20 protein-coding genes are annotated in these 24,548 nt (G+C 66.1%); 8 read left to right on the forward strand and 12 right to left on the reverse strand.

The genetic code is table 11. The annotated features are described in order from the left end of the window. Positions 1-27: 27 nt before the first annotated feature. The 5 genes from ACA027_RS13160 to tadA form a co-directional block, all read right to left on the reverse strand. Complete coding sequence (locus ACA027_RS13160; protein WP_370678676.1) at positions 28-1,878, reverse strand: hypothetical protein; 1,851 nt, start codon at positions 1,876-1,878, stop codon at positions 28-30. Then, on the reverse strand, positions 1,875-2,333 hold the full coding sequence (locus ACA027_RS13165) for a hypothetical protein (protein ID WP_370678677.1): 459 nt from the start codon (positions 2,331-2,333) through the stop codon (positions 1,875-1,877). Before ACA027_RS13165 ends, ACA027_RS13160 begins: the two co-directional genes overlap by 4 nt. 17 nt (positions 2,334-2,350) lie before the next feature. Further along, positions 2,351-3,085 (reverse strand): sterol desaturase family protein, encoded by a 735-nt coding sequence (locus tag ACA027_RS13170; RefSeq protein WP_370678678.1) that lies wholly within the window; start codon positions 3,083-3,085, stop codon positions 2,351-2,353. A gap of 219 nt (positions 3,086-3,304) precedes the next feature. Next, on the reverse strand, positions 3,305-4,297 hold the full coding sequence (locus tag ACA027_RS13175) for an LD-carboxypeptidase (RefSeq protein WP_370682583.1): 993 nt from the start codon (positions 4,295-4,297) through the stop codon (positions 3,305-3,307). 245 nt (positions 4,298-4,542) lie between these two features. Next, positions 4,543-5,934, reverse strand: coding sequence for a tRNA adenosine(34) deaminase TadA (gene tadA / locus ACA027_RS13180; protein WP_370678679.1), 1,392 nt, complete (start codon positions 5,932-5,934; stop codon positions 4,543-4,545). 93 nt (positions 5,935-6,027) lie between these two features. Between tadA and ACA027_RS13185 the strand changes: the two genes are divergently transcribed. The 4 genes from ACA027_RS13185 (at position 6,028) to ACA027_RS13200 (ending at position 12,067) form a co-directional block, all read left to right on the forward strand. Next, entirely contained in the window at positions 6,028-6,486 is a 459-nt protein-coding gene (locus ACA027_RS13185; RefSeq protein WP_370678680.1) for a hypothetical protein, read from the forward strand. Between the two features lie 102 nt (positions 6,487-6,588). Next, positions 6,589-7,659, forward strand: coding sequence for an efflux RND transporter periplasmic adaptor subunit (locus ACA027_RS13190; RefSeq protein ID WP_370678681.1), 1,071 nt, complete (start codon positions 6,589-6,591; stop codon positions 7,657-7,659). Then, positions 7,659-10,760 (forward strand): efflux RND transporter permease subunit, encoded by a 3,102-nt coding sequence (locus ACA027_RS13195; protein ID WP_370678682.1) that lies wholly within the window; start codon positions 7,659-7,661, stop codon positions 10,758-10,760. The genes ACA027_RS13190 and ACA027_RS13195 overlap by 1 nt, the downstream gene beginning before the upstream one ends. Next, the gene (locus ACA027_RS13200) at positions 10,757-12,067 is read left to right on the forward strand and encodes a TolC family protein (protein WP_370678683.1); all 1,311 of its coding nucleotides are present in this window, start codon (positions 10,757-10,759) and stop codon (positions 12,065-12,067) included. The genes ACA027_RS13195 and ACA027_RS13200 overlap by 4 nt, the downstream gene beginning before the upstream one ends. 42 nt (positions 12,068-12,109) lie before the next feature. Here the strand turns inward: ACA027_RS13200 and ACA027_RS13205 are convergent, their stop codons facing one another. From ACA027_RS13205 to ACA027_RS13225, 5 genes are all read right to left on the reverse strand, one after another. Continuing rightward, on the reverse strand, positions 12,110-12,499 hold the full coding sequence (locus ACA027_RS13205) for a nuclear transport factor 2 family protein (RefSeq protein WP_370678684.1): 390 nt from the start codon (positions 12,497-12,499) through the stop codon (positions 12,110-12,112). Between the two features lie 396 nt (positions 12,500-12,895). After that, positions 12,896-14,113, reverse strand: coding sequence for a sodium/glutamate symporter (gene gltS / locus ACA027_RS13210; protein ID WP_370678685.1), 1,218 nt, complete (start codon positions 14,111-14,113; stop codon positions 12,896-12,898). A gap of 304 nt (positions 14,114-14,417) precedes the next feature. After that, entirely contained in the window at positions 14,418-14,984 is a 567-nt protein-coding gene (locus ACA027_RS13215; protein ID WP_370678686.1) for an NADAR family protein, read from the reverse strand. 20 nt (positions 14,985-15,004) lie between these two features. After that, the gene (locus tag ACA027_RS13220) at positions 15,005-15,625 is read right to left on the reverse strand and encodes an HAD family hydrolase (protein ID WP_370678687.1); all 621 of its coding nucleotides are present in this window, start codon (positions 15,623-15,625) and stop codon (positions 15,005-15,007) included. Continuing rightward, a complete protein-coding gene (locus ACA027_RS13225) occupies positions 15,622-16,179 on the reverse strand; it encodes an RNA 2'-phosphotransferase (protein WP_370678688.1) in 558 nt (185 codons plus the stop codon). The genes ACA027_RS13220 and ACA027_RS13225 overlap by 4 nt, the downstream gene beginning before the upstream one ends. 146 nt (positions 16,180-16,325) lie before the next feature. On the opposite strand from ACA027_RS13225, the gene ACA027_RS13230 reads away from it, so the two are divergent. The 4 genes from ACA027_RS13230 (at position 16,326) to ACA027_RS13245 (ending at position 21,643) form a co-directional block, all read left to right on the forward strand. After that, positions 16,326-17,063, forward strand: coding sequence for an NUDIX domain-containing protein (locus ACA027_RS13230; RefSeq protein ID WP_370678689.1), 738 nt, complete (start codon positions 16,326-16,328; stop codon positions 17,061-17,063). Positions 17,064-17,133: 70 nt separating this feature from the next. Further along, the gene (locus tag ACA027_RS13235) at positions 17,134-19,134 is read left to right on the forward strand and encodes a U32 family peptidase (RefSeq protein WP_370678690.1); all 2,001 of its coding nucleotides are present in this window, start codon (positions 17,134-17,136) and stop codon (positions 19,132-19,134) included. Between the two features lie 359 nt (positions 19,135-19,493). After that, on the forward strand, positions 19,494-20,171 hold the full coding sequence (locus ACA027_RS13240) for a response regulator (RefSeq protein ID WP_370678691.1): 678 nt from the start codon (positions 19,494-19,496) through the stop codon (positions 20,169-20,171). Next, complete coding sequence (locus ACA027_RS13245; RefSeq protein WP_370678692.1) at positions 20,168-21,643, forward strand: ATP-binding protein; 1,476 nt, start codon at positions 20,168-20,170, stop codon at positions 21,641-21,643. Before ACA027_RS13240 ends, ACA027_RS13245 begins: the two co-directional genes overlap by 4 nt. Before the next feature lie 227 nt (positions 21,644-21,870). Here the strand turns inward: ACA027_RS13245 and ACA027_RS13250 are convergent, their stop codons facing one another. After that, complete coding sequence (locus tag ACA027_RS13250; RefSeq protein WP_370678693.1) at positions 21,871-23,040, reverse strand: M20 aminoacylase family protein; 1,170 nt, start codon at positions 23,038-23,040, stop codon at positions 21,871-21,873. An 18-nt stretch (positions 23,041-23,058) separates the two neighbouring features. Next, positions 23,059-24,405 carry a DUF3100 domain-containing protein gene (locus ACA027_RS13255; RefSeq protein ID WP_370678694.1) on the reverse strand — a complete coding sequence of 449 codons (1,347 nt, stop codon included), beginning with the start codon at positions 24,403-24,405 and terminating at the stop codon, positions 23,059-23,061. Positions 24,406-24,548: the final 143 nt, after the last annotated feature.

Genomic DNA, 24,548 nt, shown 5'->3' on the forward strand with positions numbered 1-24,548 from the left:
GGCAGTGCATATAGCACCCGGCCGGTTTCATGGCAGCGGCTTTTCCCCGGCGCCGCAGTTCCATGCGGCCCCCAAGGCCTGCATCTGCTCGCCCAATGCGGCGCGCAAATCGCTGCGCATGGCATCACGCGTCAAGCGCTCCTCGGCATAGAGCGCAGCCCAATCCAGACCCACGCCCACTACAGCCCCTGCCACCGCGCCGGCGATGGCTCCGGCCGCAGTGCCCACACCGGGAACGACCGAACCTAGGGCCGCGCCCGCCACCGCCGCACCGGCCTTGCCCAGCCCTTGCTTGGCGGCAGCCTTGGCCAACACCTTGCTGGCGGCTTTCATCGAGGTCTTGGCCATGGCCTTGCCCGCCACCACAGCCGCAAAAGCGCCCGCGCCCGTTCCGGCCACCGCACTGGCCGTCAGGCGCTGTTGGGCCTGGCCCAGCAGTTGCACAGCGGGCAGCTCGGCCACCTCGGCACGCAGCAGGCATTGGCCGGCATCCAGCGCCAGGTGGTGGCGCTCCAGCGTCTGGGCCATGCGCTGCTGCGCCGTCTGCAATGCGGCGCTGTCCCGTGCGCTCTGCTGCTGCACAGAAGATAGCCAGGCCTCCAGCCCCGGTGTGGTTGACAGCGTGGCGGCCAGTTGGTCTTGCAAAAAGTCCTCCACATTGCCGGTCAGCAGGCGCAACATACGCCCCCATTCCGCACCCAGGCTGAAATACCAGTCCAGATAGCGCTCCACGGCCGCATCCATCTCTTGCTGCACGCCCTGCAAGCCCGTGCACAAGGCCGGCGTAGCCTGCATCTGCCCCAAGGCCTGCAAGGCAATCTGGCGCGTGGCCTCCAGCGTGCCCAGGCGGTAGCGCTGCTGGCCTATGCGCTCGCACTCCGGCATGCGCTGCAAGGCCAGCGGATTGGCATGCGTGCGCAGCCAGGCATCCACCTGAGCCGTGGTCTGTACCAGCACGCCGGCCAGCAGCACCCCCACCAGACCCAGCCACCATGCGGCCGCAGCCGACGGCCCCTTCCCGGCGCGCGCTGCGGGCCATGCATATCCCCGCACCGCACGGTTGCTGGCTGCGCCTTGCAGCACCTGGCCCAGACACAGCAGCACACCCACCGGGCCACACAGGGCCAGCAGCAACAGACGCAGCGCCGGCCCCTGCGGTAAATCAGCCATCGCCCCGCCCGCCACCTGCAGGGTGAGCAAGCTGTCCAGCCCCCAGCGCACCAGGCCCGAGGGTGCGGACTGAATGTGCGCCAAGGCGGCATCCAGTGCGGCCGGATCCATGCCGGGCGTCAGCGCCCTGCCCCAGTCGCTGCTGCGCGCCATGCCATACAGCCAGACACCGCCCAGCAGCAGCACCAGCAGCCAGCGGGCACCACGCTGGCTCCATGCCCAGGTCCAGCCCGGGCTGGCAAACTCCGAGGCCAGGCGGGCGTGCAGCCACATGCTCAACGCCGCATACAGCGCCGGCGCCAGGGCCAGCAGCCCCCATTCCCAGGCGGACAAAAACCAGGCCTGCCACAGCGTGACGCTACACAGCAGCAAGCTGCCCGCCAGGGCTTTGCAGGCTGGCCACCAGCCCCCGGCCAGCCAGCGCCCCAGATGCCCCTGCGGCGCAAACTGCAGCCGCCGCAGCTGCTTGCCCAGCATCAGCGCCAGCCACATGCCCCAGGCAGGCAGCGCCAGCAAGGCCACGATGGCCAGCAGCCAGGCCCAGGGCGGTAAATCGGTCAAAAAATAGCGCACGCACCAGAGCAGCGCCAACCACAACCAACCCGCCATGGCACAGCGCAGCGCGCTGCGCCAGGGGAAGGCGCCAGCGGCCGAGCCAGGCAGCACATCGGCACTGCGCCCACCCGGTGCGGCTGCGGGCTGGGTCATGGTGCGGCGGTATCGGCCGTGGAGGTGGCACCGCGTGTAGCGGCCGGAATGCCGCGGGCCACACGGGCGTTGTAGACCGTCAACCGGGACAGGCCCAGTTGGGCGGCTACCTTGGCATCCGATGCCGTGCCCAACAAAGCCACGGCCTCTGCCGTCCAGTCAAAAGTGGTCGGCGCCCCTGTCGCCGCCGCAATGCCCAACTCGGTGCGCTTGGCCACCACGCTGGCCTTGCTGATGCCCAGTTGCTGGGCCAGGGCCGCATCCGGCCGGGTGCCCAGCAGGGCTATGGCCTCAGGCGTCCATTGGAAATGGCCAAAGGCCGGAATGCCCAGCGCGTTGCGCTTGAGGTTGACTGTCTTGGCCGATGTGCCCCAGCGCTCGGCCAGCACAGCATCTTTTTCCCGGCCCAGTTGGGCCAGCATTTCATCCGTCCATTGCAATGCAGCCTTGCCCATGCGGTGTCCATTCTTTTTCAGCGCTTTTTGTGCACATCCTGCCAGCGCAGCATATCGCTGATGCGGGCGGCCTTGGCCTCGTCAAAGCCCAGGTGCTGCACACGCTCTGCCGGATTGGCCCAGGTGCCGAACAGCAGATCCCAGAGGGGCAGGCCGTAGTTCTGGGCATGGTGGCCGTACTGGTGGTGCACGGTGTGCATCTCGGGCCGCTGGACAAAGTAGCCCAGCCAGCGCGGCGTGCGGATGTCGGCATGCAAAAACAGATCGAATGCCCCGGTCAGGCCAATGGCAAAAGCCGCTGCCAGCGGGCTGGCGCCCAGCACCCAATAGCTGGAAAGCGCACTCATCAGCACGGCCGCCGCCGTGTCCATGGGGTGGGCGTAAAAAGCGGTCAGCGCCTCCACCCGTGGTGCGCTGTGGTGCAACTGGTGAAAGATGCGCCACAACCCATCAAAGCGGTGCGTGGCGCGGTGCCACCAGTAAAAGACAAAGCTGGTAAGCCCGAAGCTGGCCAGCCCCACCAGCGGTGCGGGCCAGCGCCCTCCCACATCGAACAGCGCCACCGAGCGAATATGTTCGGCAAACACATGGCCCACCAACAAGGTCACGGCCAGCGTGGCCACCCCCAGCAGGGTGGACATCAGCAACCAGCGCCGATCGCAATGGTTGCGCGACGCAGGCGCCACCACCTCGCGGGTAAAAATGCCCACAAACAGCAGCGCCAACAAGGGATAGGCCGCAAATTCCCACATGTTCCGAATATGCCTCTCAGTGAATCAAGCGCTGCACGCTACCGGGTAGCCCCGCACAAAAAGGGTGGGGAAACCAGGCTAAGGGCATGACGTACAAAACTGGCGCGTCCCCAACAAGGGCACCGCGCAAGGGCCGCCCCGCCGCGCTGGTGCCGTCCCCCTCCATCGCGTAGCGATAGAGAGGGGGAAGACGCGAAGCGGCTCAGGGGGTGCTTCAGATCAAAGATGCCCCCAGTAGATCAACGCATCGCGCCCTTCCACCGACAGCGACACCTCGGCACCCACGGGCAGCAGCACCTTGGTGGCCACATGGCCAAAGGGCAGGCCTTGCAGCACCGGGCATTTGACTTGCATGCGCAACCAGTCGATCACAGTCTGCAGCTTGAAGCCCTTGTCATGGCTGTTGAGCTTGAATTCCGTGAACTGCCCCAGCACCACGGCTTTTTGCTTGGCCAGCACACCGGACAGCAGCAGCTGGGTCAGCATGCGCTCTATCTTGTAAGGCGGCTCGGCCACGTCTTCGAGAAACAGAATGCCGCCTTCCACCTGGGGAAAGTAAGGCGTGCCCAGCAAGCTGGTCAGCACGCAGAGATTGCCCCCCCACAAGGTGGCGCCACCGGGCACATAAAAGTCCTTGAGCTGGGGCTTGCCATTGGGCAACACGCCAATCTTGGGCATATGCCAGCCCGCACCCTCGCCCTGGCCGCTGAGCAAGTCGGCAAAGCAGTCCAGCATGATGTCGTCCACCTCGGCGCCGTCCTTGGTGTCCACACCGAAGTCGGCATTCAGCACCGGGCCGGCCCAGGTGGTGGCGCCGGTCTGGGCCAGCATGGCCAGCTGGAAGGCGGTGAAGTCGCTCAGGCCCACAAACTGCGTGCCCTTGGCAATGGCCTTGGCCACGGTCTTGTACTGGATGCCCGGCAGGATGCGCGTGAGGCCATAGCCGCCGCGCGAGACCAGCGCCACATCGGCGCCGCTGGCGGCCGCACGGTGGATGGCGGCCAATCGGGTGGCGTCGTCACCGGCAAAGCGCTGGCTGCTGGCCAGGGCATCGGGGTCAATCTCCACCTGGTGGCCCATGGCCTCCAGGCGCTTTACGCCGCGCTTGAAAGCTGCCTTGTCGCGCACCGCGCCCGAGGGCGAATACACATAGATATGCTTGGGACCATGGCTGTGGTCGTGGCCGCAGCAGCTGCCATCCGCCGTGTGCACATGGTCGGCGTGCTCATGATCCTCGTGGTGGGCACCATGGCCGTGATCGTGCGCATGGTCATGGGTGCAATGTTCCAGACCGCAATCCTGTGGAGCGGCGGCAGCGGTCGAAGCGTTTTTCTTGCTGGGGGATTTGCGGTTGGTGGCCAAAGCTTGTCCGCACCGCAAGCCTGCGGCGCGCTCCGTAGATGGAAGAAATCAAGACCCATGGACTGGGCAAGCGGCCTGCAGGCTGGGCCTGCAGGCTATGGGCAGAAGTATTCCACAGCGCGGCGCGCACCGTTGGCGGCGGCCGCGGCACCCCAGCTCAGATCGGGGTTGCATTGCCAGGCATCTGGGTGCTGCGCCAGGGCCGGCAAGGCCTGCAGCCAGGCCGCGTGCAAAGCCTTGGCGTTGCACAAGGGCTGGAGGGGGACGGCATCCGGGGTGCTGCCAATCCAGCAGCGGCCCTGCGCCAGCCAACCCTCCAGCAGCGCGCAGGGAATGGCGGGCCGCTTTGATTGCAGCTGCGGCGCGGCCTGCAACGCGGCACGGTGGCCGGCCGCCGCGAAAGGGGCATCCAAGGCCGCCTGCTCGGCCGCCGTGGGCGCCAGCCCCCAGGCCTGCTGCAGCTGCGCGCCCACAGGCCACTGCGGCTTGCGCCCGGCCTGCTGCTGCCATTGCATCCAGGGTTGGGGCAGTACGGATGCCGGCCCTGGCCAGACATCGTGCAGCCAGGCACCGGCAAAACGCTCCGGTAACTGCTGGGCCACGGCCAGGCCCAGCTGTGCAGCATCGCCCTGGCCCACCAGCACGGCATTCTCTACGCTCAAGCCCTGCAACCATTCGGCCAGCAACTGCTGCTGCCAGGCCGCGTCATGGGCCTGGGGCTTCTTGGGTTGGTCGCTGCGGCCGTAGCCCGGCAGATCGGGCACCAGCACGCGGTGGCCGGCGGCCAACCAGACCGGAATCAAATGGCGAAACACATAGCCCCAGCCCGGGCTGGCAGCCAGGCACAGCCAGGTCTGCGGGGCCTGGCGTGGGCCTTCATCCACGGCGGCCAACCGCAGTCCGCGGCCACTGGGCAGATCGCTGCGGTAATGCGGCTGCCAGGGCCAGCCGGGCAAATCCGTGAATGCTGCGTCAGAGTTGCGCAGCGCGGTGTCGGGCAACGGGTGAGGCGTGGCCGCCTTGCGGGCCTGGCGGCGCTGCTGAAAAAACCGGGCCAGCAGCGCCCCGCATTCCTGCGCCAGCACGCCGCGCACCACCTCGGTCTGGTGGTTGATGGCCGCATGGCCAAACACATTCAGCACCGAGCCGGCCGCGCCGGTCTTGGGCTCGGCCGCGCCATACACCACCCGGGCCAGGCGGGCATGCAGCATGGCGCCGCTGCACATGGTGCAAGGCTCCAGGGTCACATAGAGCGTGCAGCCATCGAGCCGGTAATTGCCCACAGCGCGCGCGGCAGCGCGCAGCGCCAGCACCTCGGCATGGGCCGTGGGGTCGTCGCTGGCAATGGGGGTGTTGCAGCCCTCGCCCACAATCTGGCCGTCTTTGACCACCACGGCACCCACGGGCACTTCGCCCGCGTCCGCGGCCTGCTGCGCCAGGCGCAGGGCGTGGCGCATCCAATGCTGGTCTTGCTCGCTTGGCGTCATAAGGTCTTGGTCAAAATTTCAGCCTTATTCTCGCAGGCCTTTTGCACCGGCATAGGCTCCAGCGCAGGTCATTGGGGCGCTACAATCCGCGCCATGTCGCGTGCAACCCTGAGACTTTCTCGGCGGAGCGCATTGCTGCTGCTGATCATGGTGGCGCAACTGCTGATTCCGCTGCTGCACGGCCACTTCGGAACCCCGAACCAAGATGGCCTGCATGTGCACCAGACGCCTTCGAGAATGGCTGATTCTCATTTCCAGCCACAGGCTGTCCAAGCCGCTGCCCAGGATTTGCTGGGGCTCCAGGCCTTGCCCGCCGAGACAGAGCCTTTTGAAGTCGATGTGCAAGATGCGCTGCAACCCCTGAGCCTGCTGCCCATGCCGCTGCTGGCCGTCATCGGCCTGACCCTGCTGACCGTGGGCCTGCGCGCCGCACATATGCGCTGCATTACCCCCCGCCCCACGCCACGCCCCGAACCCGCTCGCAGGGTGTCCCTCTGGCGTGGCCGCGTGATACGGCCGTCTCCGGCCCAAGCCCCTCCCCTGTTTTCCTGAGCTCCCTCAGCCTTTCACAGGCTGTCCAAGCTCCATGCTCTTGCATGGAGTGGCATCCGTGCGCCTGCACGGATGACTTCCCTTTTTTCTCCGGAGTCAGGAATGTTCTTCCCACAATGGCTGTTGGCTGGCGCACTCGCGCTGCCAGCCGCAGGCATGGCCGCCGAGGCCCTGTCCTTGTCCCCCGAACAGGCGCGCACGCTGGGCGTGCGCTTTCAAACCCTCACCGCCGCGGCCGCACTGGAACTCTCGGCCCATGCCCGCGTGGTGCTGCGGCCCGATGCCCAGGCCGTGATCGCTGCCCCTTATGCCGGCGCCGTGCCGCGTCTGCTGGTGGCCCTGGGCCAGTCTGTGCGCGCCGGCCAGGCCGTGGCAGCTTTTGCCAGCCCCCAGTTCTATGAAGCCCGGCGGGCGCTGGCCGAAGCCGAGTCCCAGGCACGCCTGGCCCGGCAATCCCTGGCCCGCGACCAATCGCTGTATGACGAGGGCATCATCGCCGCCAGCCGCTGGCAAGCCACCCAGGCGCGCGCAACCGAAGCCACCGCCATGGCCCAGGCCAGAAGGGCCGAGCTCACCGCCAGCGGCCTGCAACTCGCCGGCAACGAGACCCTGCTGCTGGCGCCCCGCGCCGGCGTGGTGACCGAAGTGCTGGTGCAGCCCGGCGCCCGTGTGGAGGCATCGGCGCCGCTGCTGCGCGTGGCCGACCCCAAGGCCCTGGAGCTGGACCTTTTGCTGGGCCGTGAAGTGCCGCTGCCCCGCGTGGGCGACCGCGTGCAGGTCAGCACCCGCAATGCCATAGGCCAGGTGGCGGGCATGGCGCCCGTGGGCGATGGCTCGGCCGGCATGCGCGTGCGTGTGGCGCTGAGCCAAACGGGCGCGCTGCGCCTGGGCGAAAGCGTGACCGCCACGCTGCAGCTGGCCCAAGACAAAGCCGACAACAAGGCCCAGCCCACCGCAGGCGAACGCCAACGCATCCCGGCGGCGGCCTTGGTGCACTGGCAGGGCCAGACCGGCGTGTTCCTGGCCACAGACCAAGGCGTGCACTTTGCCCCGCTGGCCGTGGAGGCCAGCGACGAGGCCACAGCCGTGGTGCGCGGCGCACTGCCTCCCCAGGCCCGCATTGCCGTGACCGGCATTGCCGCGCTCAAGGGCTTGCTGGCTGGAGGTGAGTGATGCTGGCCAGGCTGATTGATTTTTCGCTGCGCCAACGCGCCCTGGTGCTGCTGGCCGCCCTGGCCTTGGCGCTTGCCGGTGCCTGGGCCTATGTGCAGCTGCCCATCGATGCCTTTCCCGACATCTCGCCCACCCAGGTGAAGGTGATTCTGAAAGTGCCGGGCATGACGCCCGAAGAGGTGGAGCAGCGCGTCTCCACTCCCGTGGAGCAGGAGTTGTTGGGCCTGCCGCACAAGACCATGGTGCGCTCGGTGTCCAAATATGGCATCAGCGATGTGACCGTGGACTTTGCCGAAGGCACGGACGCCTACTGGGCCCGCCAGCAGGTGTCCGAGCGCCTGGCCGGCATACAGCGCGAGCTGCCGGCCACGGCCGAAGGCGGGCTGGCCCCCATCACCACACCGCTGGGTGAGATGTTCATGTTCACCATCGAGGGCGATGGCTACACGCTGGCCGAGCGCCGGCGCGTGCTCGACTGGGTGATACGCCCTGCCCTGCGCTCCGTGCCAGGGGTGGCCGATGTGAACGCCCTGGGTGGCGCGGTGTGCAGCTACGAGGTGGTGCCCGACCCGGCCCGGCTGCGTGCGCGCAGCGTGACGCTGGAGCAGCTGCGCCAGGCCCTGGAGGCCAACAACCGCAATGACGGTGCGGGCCGGCTGGACCGCGGCGAAGAGCATTGGGTGGTGCGCGTGGAAGGCGGTGTGCGCGGACTCGACGATTTGCGCGCCATCGTGGTCATACCGGCCCAGGGCGACCGCGTCGCCGCCACCGTGGGCGATGTGGCCACGGTGCGCCTGGGCGAGGCCACGCGCAACGGCGCCGTCAGCCGTGACGGGCAAGGCGAAGCCGTGCAAGGCCTGGTGCTGGGACTGCGCGGCGTGGATGCGCGCAGCCTGGTCGATGCCGTGCAAACCCGTTTGAGCGAGCTGGCACCGCGCCTGCCTGAGGGCATGCACACCCAGGTGTTCTACAACCGGGGCGAGCTGGTCTCGCGCGCGGCGGGCACCGTGGTGCGCGCCCTGGTCGAAGCCAGTGTGCTGGTGGTGGTCACGCTGTATCTGTTCCTGGGTGGCCTGCGCGCCGCCCTGGTGGTGGCGGCTACGCTGCCGCTGTCCATGCTGGCCACTTTCCTGCTGATGCGCTATGTGGGCCTGACGGCCAATCTGATGAGCCTGGGCGGCCTGGCCATTGCGCTGGGCATGTTGGTGGACGCCTCGGTGGTGGTGGTGGAGAACATCGAGCGCACCCTGAGCTACGCGGGCGATGAGCTGCCCGGCAGCACGCAGCCGGTGGACCGCCTGGCCTTGATCCAGCACGCGGTCGCAGCCGTCTCCGCGCCCATGCTGGCCGGCGTGTCCATCATCGCCATCGTCTTTCTGCCCCTGCTCACGCTGCAGGGGCTGGAGGGCAAATTGTTCGCCCCGGTGGCGCTGACCATTGTGCTGGCCCTGGGCGCTTCGGTACTGATTGCCTTTACCGTGGTGCCGGCCCTGGCCTCGTTGCTGCTGCGCGCCCATGCCAGCGATGCACCCTGGCTGGTGCGCAGGCTCAACCGAGGCTTTGCGCTGCTGCAGGACTGGAGCCTGGCACACCGGCGCACGGTGTTCGGCCTGGCCGCGTTGGCACTGGCCGGCGCGACGGCCCTCTACCTGTCCGTGGGCAAGACCTTTATGCCCACCATGGACGAGGGCGACCTCATCGTGCAGTTGCAAAAAGCGCCGTCGATTTCGCTGGCCGCCTCGCTGGACATGGACCAGCGTGTGCAGCAGGCCTTGCTCCAGGAGGTACCGGAAATCCACTCCATTGTGGCGCGCACGGGCTCTGACGATCTGGGCCTGGACCCCATGGGCCTCAACGAAAGCGACGCCTTTCTGGTGCTCAAGCCCCGTGCCACATGGCGCGGCAGCAAGGAGGACATTGCCGACGCCATACGCCGCGTGCTCGAAGGCTTTCCCGGACTGATCTATGGCTTTACCCAGCCCATCGAAATGCGGGTGTCCGAGATGCTGACCGGCGCACGCGGCGACGTGGCCATCAAGATCTTTGGCAGCGACCTGGCCCAGATCGACGCGGCCGCCCAGTCCATTGCCGCCCGCATGCGCGCCGTGCCGGGCGCGGCCGAAGTGATTGCCCCCAGCAACAGCGGCGTGCAATACCTGCAGCTGGTGCTCAACCGCGCCGCGCTGGGCCAGGCCGGTTTTTCCGGCGATGCCCTGCAGGCCCAGCTACGCGCCCTGGTCGAGGGTGAGCACCTGGGCATCGTCCCCGAAGGCATGGTGCGCACCCCGTTGATTCTGCGCGGCGGCGCGGCGCTGCGCCATTCGCCCGAAGGCCTTGCCGGCCTGCTGGTCACTGCCCCCGATGGCAGCAGCTGGCCGCTGAGTTCGCTGGCCACGCTGGCGGCGCAAGACGGCCCGGTGCGCATAGACCACGAGGACGGCGCCCGTTTTGCCGTGGTGCAGGTCAATGTCGAGGGACGTGACCTGGCCGGCTTTGTGCAAGAGGCCCAGGCTTCCGTGGCTCAGGATGCCAGCCTCAAGGAGCTGCGCATTGTCTGGGGCGGCCAGTTCGAGAACCAGCAGCGTGCAACCGCACGCCTGGCCCTGGTAGTGCCGCTGGCGCTGGCGGCCATTTTTGTGCTGCTGGTGATCACCTTCCGCTCGCCACGGCAGGCGGTGCTGGTGATTGCCAACATCCCGTTTGCCCTGGTGGGCGGCATGGCGGCGCTGCGTGTGGCGGGCGAATACCTGTCGGTGCCGGCCTCGGTGGGCTTCATCGCCCTCTTGGGCATTGCCGTGCTCAACGGCGTGGTGCTGGTCTCGCATTTCAACGCCCTGATGGCGTCGGGCATGGCGCTGGCCCAGGCCGTGCACCAGGGCGTTCGCGACCGCTTGCGGCCGGTGCTGATGACGGCCTGCATCACCGCCCTGGGCATGGTGCCCCTGCTGCTGGCCAGCGGCCCGGGCTCGGAAATCCAGCGCCCACTGGCCGTGGTGGTGGCCGGCGGCCTGCTCAGCTCCACCGCGCTGACCTTGCTGCTGCTGCCGCTGCTGTTCGAGCGTTTCGGCCTGCCCCGCACGGCCAAGGAGATTCAAAAATGAGAGCTACCCACGCTTTAACCCCAAGGTTTACAGGCGGTTTTCATCAAAAATCGCTGTATTCCGCCCTGGCCTTCTCCGCCCTGCTGTTGGCGGGCCCAGCCCAGGCCCAGCACTATCTGCCGCCCGAGTCGGCGGTGCGCCAGGCCGTGGCGCAGTCGCCCGCCGTACAGGCCGCCGATGCGCTGCTGCGCGGCAGCCTGGCCAGGGCCGATGGCCTGCGCGCCGGCCCGCATGAAACCGTGGTGCGTGCCAGCGGCCAGCGCCGCTGGGTGCGCGATGGTTCTGGTGAGCGCTTTGCCGAGGGCCAGATTGCCGTGGAGCGCCCACTGCGCCTGTGGGGCAAGTCCGAGGCCGATGCCGCGCTGGCCGATGCCACCCAGACCACAGGCCGCGTGGCCGCGCAAGACGCCCGCCATGAAGCCGCGCGCCAGTTGCTGGCCCTGTGGTTTGCCAGGCTGCGCGCCGGCCTGGCGCGCCAGGCCGCACAGGACAATGCCCATGCCGCTGCCGAGCTGGCCCGCATCGCCGAGCGCCGCCTGCGCGCCGGCGATGCTGCCCTGCTGGAGGCCGAGCTGGCCAGGGCCGAGCAGGCCCGCATGCAAGCCGGCCTGGCCGTGGCACAGGCCCAGGAGCAGGCGGCCCAGGCCGAGCTGCAGGCCCGCTTTCCCGGCCTGTGCGCTGTGCCCTGCACGCCCGACCTGGCGACCACCACCCTGCCCGAGCTGCCGGACGAATCCCCCGCCGATTCGGCAGCCCCGCTGCGCCAGCGCTTCATCACGCACAGCCATGAATACCTGCTGGCCCAGGCGGAGGAGGCCCTCGCTCTGCAGCAGGCCAAGCGCAGCGATCTGGAGCGCCGCCCCGACCCCACGGTAGGCCTGTTCGCCACCAGCGAACGCGGCGGTGCCGAGCGCATTGCCGGCGTCAGCTTCAGCCTGCCGCTGGGATCGGTGCATCGCAAGGCCCAGGCGGATGCCGCCCTGGCCGATGCCGACGCTGCCCTGTCACGCCGCCTGGCTGCTGCGCAGCGCCTGGGCGCGGAGTTTGATGTGCTGTGGAACCAGCAGGCCGGCAAGCGTGCCGCCGCCCAGGCCCAGGCCCAGTCGGCCGCGCTGCAGCGCAGTGCTGCCGAGCGCACGCTGCGCGCCTGGCGTGCGGGCGAGACCAGCCTGGCCGAGCTGCTGGCCGTGCGCCGCATGCTGGCCGATGCACAACTGACCGAGCGCCTGGCACACAGCGAGGCGCTGGAGCTCAGCAGCCGCCTGCGGCTGGATCTGCACGCGCTCTGGGACTTTGACGAAGACTGAGTCCAAAGCGGCCCGGGGTACACAGCGCCCCGGGCTGGCTGTCTATGGCTTCGGCAGATAGACCTCTTTCCACAGTTTGACCTTGCCCTCGGTGTCAAAGCGCATCAGCAGCATGGCGATGAAGTGCTCCTGACGCCCATCGGTGTGATTGATTTGCACCGCCATGTCGAACAGCACGCTGTCCCCGTCGGCCACGGTGTGCAGCACCTGGTATTCAATCCCCTGCATGCCGGACTTCATGCCGTTCAGAAAATCCAGATAGGCCTGCCGGTCCGCCGCATAGTGGCGCCCATTGGGCTCCACCACAAAGCGCTCACCAAAGCATTGCGCCACATCGGCCACGGTCAGCTGCGTGTCATGCCTCAGGTTTTTGCGGTTCCAGTCCAGCACGGCCCGTGCCAGTTGTAGATGGGTTTCTCGTTGGGTAAGCATGCGCCCAGCATAAAGCGGGTGCACAGACATCTACCCCAAACGCCTTATTTTTCTACGCCACGGCGGCTGCCCGCCCTGCCTGCCACGCCCAAAAAAAAGAGGCGCCGCAAGGCGCCTCATCAAGCTTATTGAAAGGGGACAACAAGCACACAGACACAAGGACAGCATTGGGGCTGGAGCATCTCCTCCCTCCCTGGCTCTTTGGACTGAAGGCAAGGCCAGCAGTCCAAAGCCCCCGGGCACTCCCTTGGGCGTCCAACTCCCCGCTGCCCTTGCAGATCTGGTTCCTGTTGTGCTGCCCCGACTGGCAGCGCTTGTCACTGTAGAAGCTTTAAACCGGCTTGCACATCACTGTAATTAGGTATTTTTTCCCCAAAAAGAGTAGCCAATGAAGCTTTACGGCAGGAATTTGAGGAAAGTCTGAATCGCTGCCGCGTTCACCAGGTCGATAAAGAAGGCGCCCACCATGGGCACGATGAGAAAGGCCTTGTGCGAAGGGCCGTACTGGTTGGTGATGGCCTGCATATTGGCCACGGCCGTCGGGGTGGCCCCCATGCCAAAGCCGCAATGGCCGGCCGACAGCACGGCCGCGTCGTAATCGCTCCCCATCACGCGGAAGGTGACAAAGGCCGCGTACAGCCCCATGACCACGGCCTGGGCCGCCAGAATGACCACCAGCGGGCCTGCCAGGCCGGACAGCTCCCACAGCTTGAGCGACAGCAAGGCCATTGCCAGGTAGATGGACAGGGCCGCGTTGCCAAACACATCGATGGCGCGGTCAAACACCTCGAAGCGAAAGACATAGTCCAGCGCATTGCGGATCAGCACGCCACCGCCCAAGGCCCAGACAAAAGTGGGCAGCTGCAGCGCCGAGCCGGCGGTGAGCTTTTGCATCAGCTCGGCAAAGGCCAGGCAGCCGGCAAACAGGGCCAGGGTTTCGATGGCGGCGTCGGCCGTGATCAAGCGGGTCTTGTGTGGAAACTCGAAGTTGGGCGTCAGATGGTCGACACCAGCCAGGGCCTGGTCTTCGTCCTTGGGGCCTTGCAGCTTGTGGCGCTGAATCAGCCACTTGGCCAGCGGGCCACCAATCAGTCCCCCCATCACCAGGCCAAAGGTGGCGCAGGCAATGCCCAGCGTGGTGGCACCTTGCACGCCATGGTCGTTTTCCAGCACCGCGCCCCAGGCGCCAGCCGTGCCATGCCCGCCCACCAGGGTGATGGAGCCGGCAATCAGGCCAATCAGCGGGTCCAGCCCCAGCATGGAAGCCAGGGCAATGCCCACGCCGTTTTGCACCACGATGAAGACCACGATCACCAGCAAAAACACCACCAGGCCCATGCCACCGGCACGCAGCTTGGCAAAGTTGGCACTCAGGCCAATGGAGGAGAAGAACACCAGCATGAACGCGGTCTGCAGGCTGCCGTCAAAGGACAGGCGATAGCCCGTGAAAACATTGAGTGCATAAATCAACACCGCCGCCACCAGGCCGCCCGCCACAGGCTCGGGGATGTTGAAATCGCTCAGCCAGCGCAGCTTCTGCACCAAAAGCTTGCCAACCAGCAGCACCAGCGCTGCGAGGATCAGGGTGAAATATGTGCTGAAGTGAATGTCCATATGGGAGTCTTTCTGAGGAGCAACGCCGCGCGACAGTGCCCAAAGCACCCGTCGCACGGCCCCATGCACGGCCGCCAGGGCGCAATCCGCGAGGGAGGCGGAGTATTCACTAACAAAGAATAACCCCTAGTAACCATCGTGAATTTTACCCATCCCGTATCGCCAAACGCGATGACAAACCCCGCTGGCTGCACGCCCACAGGCGGGGAATGCCCCTTTCACTCCCTGGGCATGAGGCTGCGCAAAGGGATCTTCCACATGAAGTCTGGGCCCCGCAAGGCGCCTTCAAAGCGGTCCAGCGCGGTCATGGCTGCTCTCGCAACTGGGCCCGCGCGGCCATCAGCGCAAAGCCCAGCAGATTGAGGCCGCGCCACTGCCGGGGCTGCTCCGCCGCCGGATTGGCTGCGCCCAGGCCAATGCCCCAGATGCGGTCGCGGGGACTGGCCTCGACCAGGACGCGCTCGCCCGTGGCCAGCAGAAAATCGCGCATCCCCGGGTTCTGGCCAAACTTGGCCACATTGCCGCGCACCACGATGTCAAAGCGCGCTGCATTCCAGCGGGCCTCGTCAAAATGGCGCACGCCTCGGCCCAGGGCCTTGGCTGCCGCTGGCGAGGCCGCCGCCAGCACGGCCACGCGAGCCTCCTCATCGCCAAACATGCGGGCCTTTTCGGCCATCATGAAATGCTCGGCCGTGGCAAAACGGTCCCCTTCCACGCTGAAGGGCGCATGAAACCACTGGCTCAAACAGCCCTTGCCTACAGAGCCATTTTTTTCGGGCTGGTGGCCCCAAAAGCACAGATATTTGGGGCGGAGACCGGTGTCAAGCTGGGCCACCAGATCGCCCACGGTGTAGATGTTGTTCTTGTTCATTTTGGAGTTCTTTCAGTTTCTTATTGCGGCTGGTTTTCCAGCCACCAATCAACAAATTCAGCCAAGTAACCATGGGTGGAATCAATGGCCTGCATGCCAGGCCCCGTATTCGGGCTGCCTTGCGGCTCGCGCAAAACCAACGCTTTGTGGATATGCGCAGACACGCCCTGGAAATAAGGCAGGTAGTCGTCCACAAAGGCCGCAGGTGCCAACTCGGCCAAGGCCCGGGCCTTGGGGCTGATGCTGGAGCCACCGGGGACTGCGCCGCTGGTGGCAATCACCCGGCCTATGGGAAAGCCCAACTGGCTGAGGTTGTCCTGGCGCGCCTGCGCAAATTCGGGCTTGAGGGCGGAGACGCAGACCAGCTCCCAGCCCGCGGCCACCAGGCGGTGACAGGCTTGTACGGCACCGGCCATGGCGGGCACGCTGGACCAGAAATCCCGGTCAAAGCTGGCGCGAAAGCGCTGCAGTGGCTCGCCTTCCAGATGCTGCACATCCCAGCGGTCCACTGCCCAGTAGGCCTGAGCATTCTTCAGTGCGGGGGCAAGGCCAAAGGCACGTTCCCAGGCTGCGGCATAGGCCAGGTTGTAGTTGAGCAGCACGCCATCGGCATCCAGCGCTATTGTTTTTGAGAGCTTCATGTGGTGATTTTGGCCAGATAGCCCACGGGCACGGCATCCACCAGCCACACGCCGTTGTCGGAGCAGTAAAAGACATGGCCGTCGGCCGCCATGCGTGCGGCATCCACCCGCAGCAAGGCCAGCTTGCCATGGCGGCGCCCCACGGTGCTGGCAACCTCTACGCTGGCCGAAAGATGCACATGGTGCCGGTTCTGCCGCGTCAGGCCCTGTTGAAAGATGGCGTCCAAAAAGCGCGTGGCCGTGCCGTGATAGAGCTCGGCCGGCGGCTGCCGAGGTGTCAACGCCAGCTCCACGGCAATGGAATGCCCCTGGTTGGCCCGAATGCGGCTGCCGTCTTCGCTGAAGGCAAAGCGCTGCTTGTTGTCCGCCGCCACCACGGCCTGCAATTCCGAAAGGCTCATGCTGCGCCTGGAGCGCGCCAGGCAGGAGAGCAGCTCCTGGGTCTGCGCCCAGCCTGCGTCATCGAGCTTCAGGCCAATTGTCTGCGGGCTGTGGCGCAGCACCAGGCTGAGGAATTTGCTGCGGACGGTAGTGATGTTGTTCTTGTTGTTCATATTGTTTTTTTGAATGGAATTAGGGAGAAAGTGGCGGGCTCTGAAAGCTTTGGTGCTGGCCCTTTATATAAGTTGCCCTAAACAACTTATGCAAGTTGTACAATACAACCCATACAAGACCGCGTCAAGCATTTTTTGTTTGCCCCATGAAAAACAACGCCCCCGCATCTCCCGCCATTCCCGATTTCCCACGCCCCTACACCACGGTGGATGTGGTCATCTTCACGGTGATGGATGCGGCCTTGCAGGTGCTGCTGGTGCAACGCCCTGCCGAGGCGCAAGACCCCTTCCCGGCGCTCTGGGCCTTGCCCGGCGGTTTTGTGAACGTCGATCTGGACGCCGACCTGGAGGCCTGCGCACGCCGCAAGCTCAAGGAAAAAACGGCCGTGGACAGCCCCTATCTGGAGCAGCTGGGCAGCTGGGGGGGCAAGGCCCGCGACCCGCGCGGCTGGTCGGCCACCCATGTGTATTTCGCCCTCATCCCGGCCCAGCACCTGACGCTCACCAAGGGAGCCAATGCGGCGGATGTGGCCTGGTTCGAGGTGGATGCGCTGCTGGCCGATAGCCAGTTGGCCTTTGACCACAGCACCATCTTGCACACCGCCGTGGAGCGTTTGCGCGCCAAGGTGGAATACACCTCGCTGCCGGCTTTTTTGCTGCCCGAGCCCTTCACCCTGCCCCAGCTGCAGCAGACCTATGAGACCGTGCTGGGCCGGCCCGTGGACAAAAGCGGCTTTCGCACACGCATGCTGGCCGCGCAGTTTCTGCAGGAGGCCGGCCATGTCGACGGCAGCTCCAACCGGCCGGCCATGGGCTACAAGCTTTCGGACCGTAGTGCGCCCGTGGTGTTTCCCCGCACCTTCAGCCCACGTGCAGGGGGCTGATGGCAATCAGTCACCGGGGATAGCCCCCGACTGTACGCACGCCCTGGGCTCCTGGGATAATCCGCGCCCTATGTCCCTCCTGCCCCACCAGCTCGAACTCCTCTCCCCGGCCCGCGATGCCGATATCGGCATTGAAGCCATCAACCATGGGGCCGACGCCGTCTACATCGGCGGCCCGGCCTTTGGTGCGCGCGCCACGGCGGGCAACGACATCCGCGATCTGGAGCGGCTGATCCAGCATGCCCACCGCTTTGGCAGCCGCATCTTTGTCACGCTCAACACCATCTTGCGCGATGACGAGCTGGAGGGCGCACGCCAGATGGCCTGGCAGATCTACAACGCCGGCGCTGATGCGCTCATCATCCAGGACATGGGCCTGCTGGAGCTGGATCTGCCGCCGATTCAGCTGCATGCCTCCACCCAGACCGATATCCGCACGCCCGAAAAAGCGCGTTTTCTGCAGGATGCCGGCCTGTCCCAAATCGTGGTGGCCCGCGAGATGGACCTGAAGCAGATTGCCGCCGTGCGCGCCGCCACCGACCCGGCGCGCACCACCATTGAATTCTTTGTGCATGGCGCACTGTGCGTGGCCTATTCGGGCCAGTGCTACATCACCCACGCGCACACCGGCCGCAGCGCCAACCGCGGCGACTGCAACCAGGCCTGCCGCCTGCCCTATGAGGTGATGGACGACAAGGGCCGCATCATCGCCCACGAAAAGCATGTGCTGTCGATGAAGGACAACAACCAGAGCGACAACCTGCGCGCCCTGATCGATGCCGGCGTGCGCAGCTTCAAGATCGAGGGCCGCTACAAGGACATGGGCTATGTGAAGAACATCACCGCCCACTACCGCAAGCTGCTGGACGAGATCATCGAAGAGCGCGAGTTCTCCGAGCAGCCGCTGGCGCGCTCGTCTTCGGGACGCACCACGTTCAGCTTCGAGCCCGATCCCGACCAGAACTTCAACCGCGAGTTCACCGACTACTTCGTCAACGGCCGCAAGGACGACATCGGCGCCTTCGACACCCCCAAGACTCCGGGCCGCGCCATTGGCTGGGTGACGCAGGTGGGAGATAAATGGTTCGAGATCGAGGCCAGCGACAAGGCCACCGAGCTGCACAACGGTGACGGCCTGTGCTACTACGATCTGCAAAAAGAGCTGGTGGGCGTGCACATCAACCGTGCCGAATGCATACATGCCAAGAAAGGCATCTGGCGCGTCTTCCCCAAAAACGAGATCGCCAGCTTCAAGGACTTGCGCAAAGGCCTGGAGATCAACCGCAACCGCGATATGGACTGGGTGCGCATGCTGGACAAGAAGTCCAGCGACCGCCGCATCGCCCTGTGGGCCGAGTTCCACGAAACCACTGACGGCTTTGCGCTGACGCTGACCGACGAAGACGGCTTCAGCGCCACCGCCACCATTGCCCAGGAACACCAGAGCGCCACCGACGCCGCCAAGGCCGAGGCCACGCTGCGCGAGCAACTGGGCCGCTTTGGCGCCAGCATCTTCGCGGTCAACGACATCGCACTCAAGCTGTCCCAGCCCTGGTTTGTGCCGGCGTCCAGCCTGAACCAGCTGCGCCGCGATGCCCTGGCCGCACTCGAAGCCGCCCGCGCCGACGGCCTGGTGCGCCTGCCCCGCGCCAAGCCCGTGGAGCCGCCCGCGCCCTTCCCCGAAGACACGCTCACTTATCTGGCCAATGTCTTCAACCAAAAGGCCCATGACTTCTATGTCAAGCATGGCGTGAAGGTGATTGATGCGGCCTACGAAGCGAAGGAAGAAGAAGGCGAAGTCTCGCTGATGATCACCAAGCACTGTGTGCGCTTTTCCATGAGCCTGTGCCCCAAGCAGGCCAAGGGTGTGATTGGCGTCAAGGGCACCATCAAGGCCGAGCCGCTGCAGCTCATCAACGGCAAGGAAAAGCTCACGCTGCGCTTTGACTGCAAGCCCTGCGAGATGCATGTGGTGGGCAAGATGAAGAAGTCGGTGATGAACCAGCATGCCAAGGAGATGCTGGAGCAGCCTCTGCAGTTCTATCGCACGAGGCCTCTCACCCCCCCCTGAGGCGCTTCGCGCCTTCCCCCCGCTCTCGCATCGCACAGCGATGCGGGCAGGGGGACGACAGCCTCGCTGCGGGGCGGCCCTTGCTCGCTGTCCCTGAGCTAGGCCGCGCCTGATCTTGCGCCCTACCCTGAATCAGGCACCGGCTTTTGCAGAGCATCACCCGGGGTGGCGCCAGGCGATACGCAGCGCACCTGGTCTACTCCCTCGCCCCTTCGGGGAGAGGGTTGGGGTGAGGGGCTGGCAGCCTGCAGTGCCTGCACTGCATCCATGCCTGGACTGCGCCATGACGCCCCGGGATGGATCCAGCCACGTCCTGTCATGGCCCCTACAATCCCCGTTTTTTGTCCTCTGGGTTTGCCATGCACATTCTGATTGTTGAAGACAGCTCCCTGGTGGCCAGCGGCATCAAGGCAGGGCTGGAGCTGCATGGTTTTACCTGCGACATTGCCGCCAGCCAGTCGCTGGCTGAACAGCATCTGGCCTCCTGCCATTTCGATGCCTGTGTGCTGGACCTGGGCCTGCCCGATGGAGATGGCCTCCAGCTGCTGCGCAAATGGCGGGCTGCCGGCCAGGATTTGCCGGTGCTGATCCTGACCGCACGCGGCACCATGCAGGACAAGGTGGCCGGTTTTCAGACCGGCACCGACGACTATCTGACCAAGCCCTTTGACCTGCAGGAGCTGGTCATGCGCCTGCACGCCCTGTTGCGCCGCGCTGGAGGCCGGGCCACCGACCTGGTGGCCCTGGGCGACTGTCAGGTCAACGCCAGCACCGGCGATGTGCTGTGCGGCGGTGAGCGCGTGGAACTGTCGCGCCGCGAATGGGCGCTGCTGTCGGCCCTGCTGCAGTCCAAGGGTCGGGTGCTCAGCCTGGCCCAGCTGCATGACAGCCTGTATGGCTTCGATCTGGAAGTGGGCAGCAACACGGTGAACGTGCATGTGCACCACCTGCGCAAAAAGCTGGGCAGCGACATCATCGACACCGTGCGCGGCGTGGGCTTTCGCCTGGGTGCGCGCTACTGCGGCCCCAGCGCATGAGCCGCGGCACGGCCAAGAAAAGCCTGCGCCTGCGCCTGGTGCTGGGCCTGAGCCTGACGCTGTGCCTGCTGTGGGGCAGCATCGCGGCCTGGATGTTCGGCCATATGCAAAGTGAGCTGCGCAGCATGCTGGATGATCGCTTGATCGCTTCGTCCAAGACCGTGGCCAGCATCGTGCAGCAGTTCCAGCCCGCGCAGACCGAGGCCATCCACATGGCCAACCAGTCGGCCCTGACCTCGGTGATCGGCCGCGACGGCGTGGCCTGCGAGGTCAGCCTGGTGCGCAGCGAGGTGGAAATCCTGCCCCTGGCCAAGACCCACAACAGCCCCAACTTCACGCCCCTGACCCAGACCGGTTTTGGCCGCATTGAAAAAGGCGGCAAGATCTGGCGCACCTATGTGCTGGAAGAAAACGGCATACGCATTGCCATGGCCGACCGGCTGGACGTGCGCGAGCAGCTGATCCAGTCCTTTGTCTACACCCTGGTGCTGCCCTTTGTGCTGGCCTTGCTGGGCGGCCTGCTGCTGACCTGGTGGATTTGCACCCTGGGCCTGGAGCCGCTGCGCCGCCTGCAGGCCGAGCTGCGCCAGCGCCCGCCGCAAAACGCCACGCCCATACAGACGGGCCGAGACACCAAGGAGCTGGCCCCGCTGGTGGACAGTCTGAACCAGCTGCTGGGCCGCATGGATGCCGCCATCGAGCATGAACGCCGCTGGACTTCCGACGCCGCCCACGAGCTGCGCACCCCGCTGACGGCCATCAAAACCCATGTGCAGGTGGCCCAGCTGGTGCTGGAGCGCGGCCAGGCCTGCACCCAGCCGGCCCAGGCAGCCCAGGCCCTGACCCAGGCCAGCGAAGGCATAGACCATTTGCACGCCACCTTGGAGCAGTTGCTGCAACTCGCCCGGGTGGAAACCGCCGAGTCCGGTGCCGCCCCCGTCACCTGCGGCACTGGCATGGCTGAAGCCTTTGACCTGGCCTGCCGCCAGTCGCAGCAGCGCGCGGCCAAGTCCGGTCTGTCGGCCCAGCTGGACACGGTGGTGGGCAGCGCCATCACCCAAGGCAGCCCCTGGACATTGCCCGTGGCCCCCGCCCTGCTGACCTGCGCCATCACCAACCTGACCGACAACGCCCTGCGCCACCACCAGGGCCCAGCGCCGGTGCATGCCCTGCTGGACATAGAAGCCAGCACCGCAGCCAACGCTGACAGCGCTGCCGCCCCTGGCGACTGGGAGCTGGTCGTGCGCGTGCAGGATCGGGGCCCGGGCATGAGCGAGCAGGAATGTGCCCAGGCCTTGCAGCGCTTCTGGCGCAAGCACACCCATACCCCTGGCAGCGGTCTGGGCCTGACCATCGTGCAGCGCATTGCCGAGAGTGCGGGCGGAAGGCTGTTGCTGCGCCCCAGTCCACCGGGGCAGGCCACAGGTTTGGTGGTGGAGCTGCGCCTGCCGCTGCGACAAAACGCCGCTTGAGCGGCGGCGCCCCGGTCATGGAGCCCTGGCGTGGGCAGTCACCGCTTTGTGCATCGTGGATGCCGCGCAGCGCCATGGCTCACTGCCCGCCTTGACGCCAAGACAGGGCTACAAAGCGCTTCATGGCGGCACCAGGCGCTATCAAACTTACGAATCACGCACAAAAAAGCCAGCACCGTGGCGCTGGCTTTCGGGGTGACGGAGGCGCTTGCGCCCTGCTTTCAAACTCAGGGCAGCTTGCCGTCGCGCAGCAAGGCCTGGACCAGGGCCACCCAGTAGCGCATGCCCAGGGGCAGGTTGGCGTCGTTGAAGTCGTACTGGGGGTTGTGCAGCGAGGCACTATCCTCGCCATTGCCCAGCCAGATATAGACACCTGGGCAGGCCTGGGCCATGAAGGCGAAGTCTTCCGAAGCCATGCTGGGCTGCATGTCACGGCGTACCTGGCCTTGGCCCAGCACATCGTTCAGCACCTGGGCACAGACCTCAGCGTGCTGCGCATGGTTGATGGTGGCGGGGTAGCTGACGCGATAGTCCAGCTGCGCCTCCAGACCATGCAGGGCGCAGGTGGCGGCAATGGCGTCGCGCAGGCGCTGCTCGATGCGTGCGCGCTGGGCCATGTCAAAGCAGCGCACGGTGCCGCGCAGCTTGACCTGCTCGGGCAGCACGTTGTAGGTGTCGCCGGCATTGAAGCTGGTCACGCTCAGCACGGCGGGCTTGTGCACCTCCTGCTCGCGCGCAATCAGTGCGGGCAAATGGGTCACCAGCTGGCAGGCGGCCAGCAGCGTGTCCTTGCCCAGATGGGGCATGGCACCGTGACAGCCCTTGCCGGTCAGCGTCAGGTCAAAAATATCAAAAGCTGCCATCACCGCGCCGGCATGCACGGCCGCCGTGCCCACGGGCAGGCCGGGCCAGTTGTGCATGCTGTAGACGGCCTGCATGGGAAAGCGGGTGAACAGGCCGTCTTCGATCATGGCCCGCGCCCCACCCTCGTTCTCCTCGGCGGGCTGGAAGATGAAGTACACAGTGCCGGCAAAGTCCGGGCTCGCGGCCAGCGCCTTGGCCGCGCCCAGCAGCATGCTGGTGTGGCCGTCATGGCCGCAGGCATGCATGCGCCCGGCATGCTCGGAGGCATGTGCGCAGCCGCTGCGCTCCTGCACATGCAGGGCGTCCATATCAGCACGCAGGCCAATGCTGGGGCCATCGCCCCGCAGGCCCTGGAGTACTGCCACCACGCCGGTGCCGGCCAGGCCGGTATGCACCGCAAGGCCAAAGCTGCTCAGCAGCTCGGCCACGCGGGCACTGGTGCGAAATTCCTGGAAGGCGGTTTCAGGATGGCGGTGAAAGTCATGGCGCCAGGCTTGCAGCTCTTGCTGGCCCGGCCATTGGATGGTGTTCATGGCGCAGTCCTCAAGCCATCACAGCGTGTGCACAAAAGTCTGGGCGATCATGGTGGCGGCCAGAAACACGCCGGCGTTGGCCAGCAGCGACACCACCACAATGCGCCAGCCCAGGCGGCGGAAGGCCGGGATGTCCTTGGCCAGCGACAGGCCGGCAAAGGTCAGCATGGGCGTGATCATGGCCAGAAAGCTGACCTTGCCCGTCAGGGCTGCCACCTCGGCCGCATAAGGCGTGTGCGGAAAGGTCAGCGCCATGGCGATAAAGGAAATCCAGCACACGGCGGGCAGCTTGCGCTTGGTGCCCACATAGATCAGGTCACCCACCAGCACGGCCAGGATGATGATGAGCACACCGGGCAGCGCAGCAAGCATCGGCACGCCATAGCCAATGCGGTTGCCGATCAGCACCATGGCGCCCACCAGCAGCCAGGACGCCAGGCGCATGCCCAGGCCCAGCACCGGGGCGTGGACCACAGCCTCGGATGCATTGGGTACAGCGGCCGCCTTGGCGTCTTCCACCACCTGGGCCTTGCGCTTGCTGCCCAGGATGGGCTCCAGCACGCGGTAGGCGTAGACCGCCACCGGCAGCGAAATGAACAGCGTCAAATAGGTGCCCACGGTGGTGGCAATCAGATTGGCAGCCGCTGCAAACGTGGCCACCTGGTCGGCCATTTCGGGGTGCTGGGCCGCAATCGCGCCCACGGCGGCTGCCGTCATGCTGCCCGAGCCCACGCCGGCGCCCATGCCCAGGGCCAGCGGGTGGAAGATGTTCAGGCTGGAGACAAAGCCCGCCAGCAGCGAGATGAAGATGGCGCCCACCAGGGTGCCGGTGATGTATTCGGCCAGCACGCCACGGCCTTCGGGTGAATCCATGCCAAAGCGCTCGCCGATGATGGCCAGGCCGGGCTCACGGCCTATGGAAAACGTGGCGCCCACGGCCTCGCGCTTGATACCCAGCAGCAGCGCCACCGGCATGCCCAGCATGATGCAACCCACCAGATTGCCCAGCTCCTGCAGCACCAGGCCCCAGCCCACCTGGGCCAGCTGCGGCAGCGAACCGCCCACCAGCAGGCCCAGCTTGGCGATGAACAAAAACAGAGCCGACGACAAAATGGCCGCCGCCAGATGCTGGCTGTGCAGGCTGAGCCGCAGGGGCGCCGGCACGCGCTTGGCGCACAGGCCCAGCACCAGGCCAATCAGCAGCGCCCAGATCATGGGCAGCAACACCACCTTGCCCACGCCCAGGCTGATGGACAGCGGACCCAGCCATTCGGACAAGGCGGCAATCACCAGCGCCAGCGCAAAGATTTGCACCACGCTGCCCATGTTCATCGCTGCCTTGGAAGGCCGCATCGCTGTCGTCATCGGAGTCTTTCTCAGCGCCAGCGCACAAGGCCGCGACGCCGTGGATTGGAGGAAATGGCGGGGTCCAGCCAGCACCCCGGCCCACCTATACGGGCGCCGAATATAGCAATGCACTTATTGCATGCAATTTATTTTTCTGTTCT

Source organism: Comamonas sp. GB3 AK4-5 (assembly GCF_041320665.1).
Lineage (GTDB): Bacteria > Pseudomonadota > Gammaproteobacteria > Burkholderiales > Burkholderiaceae_C > Comamonas.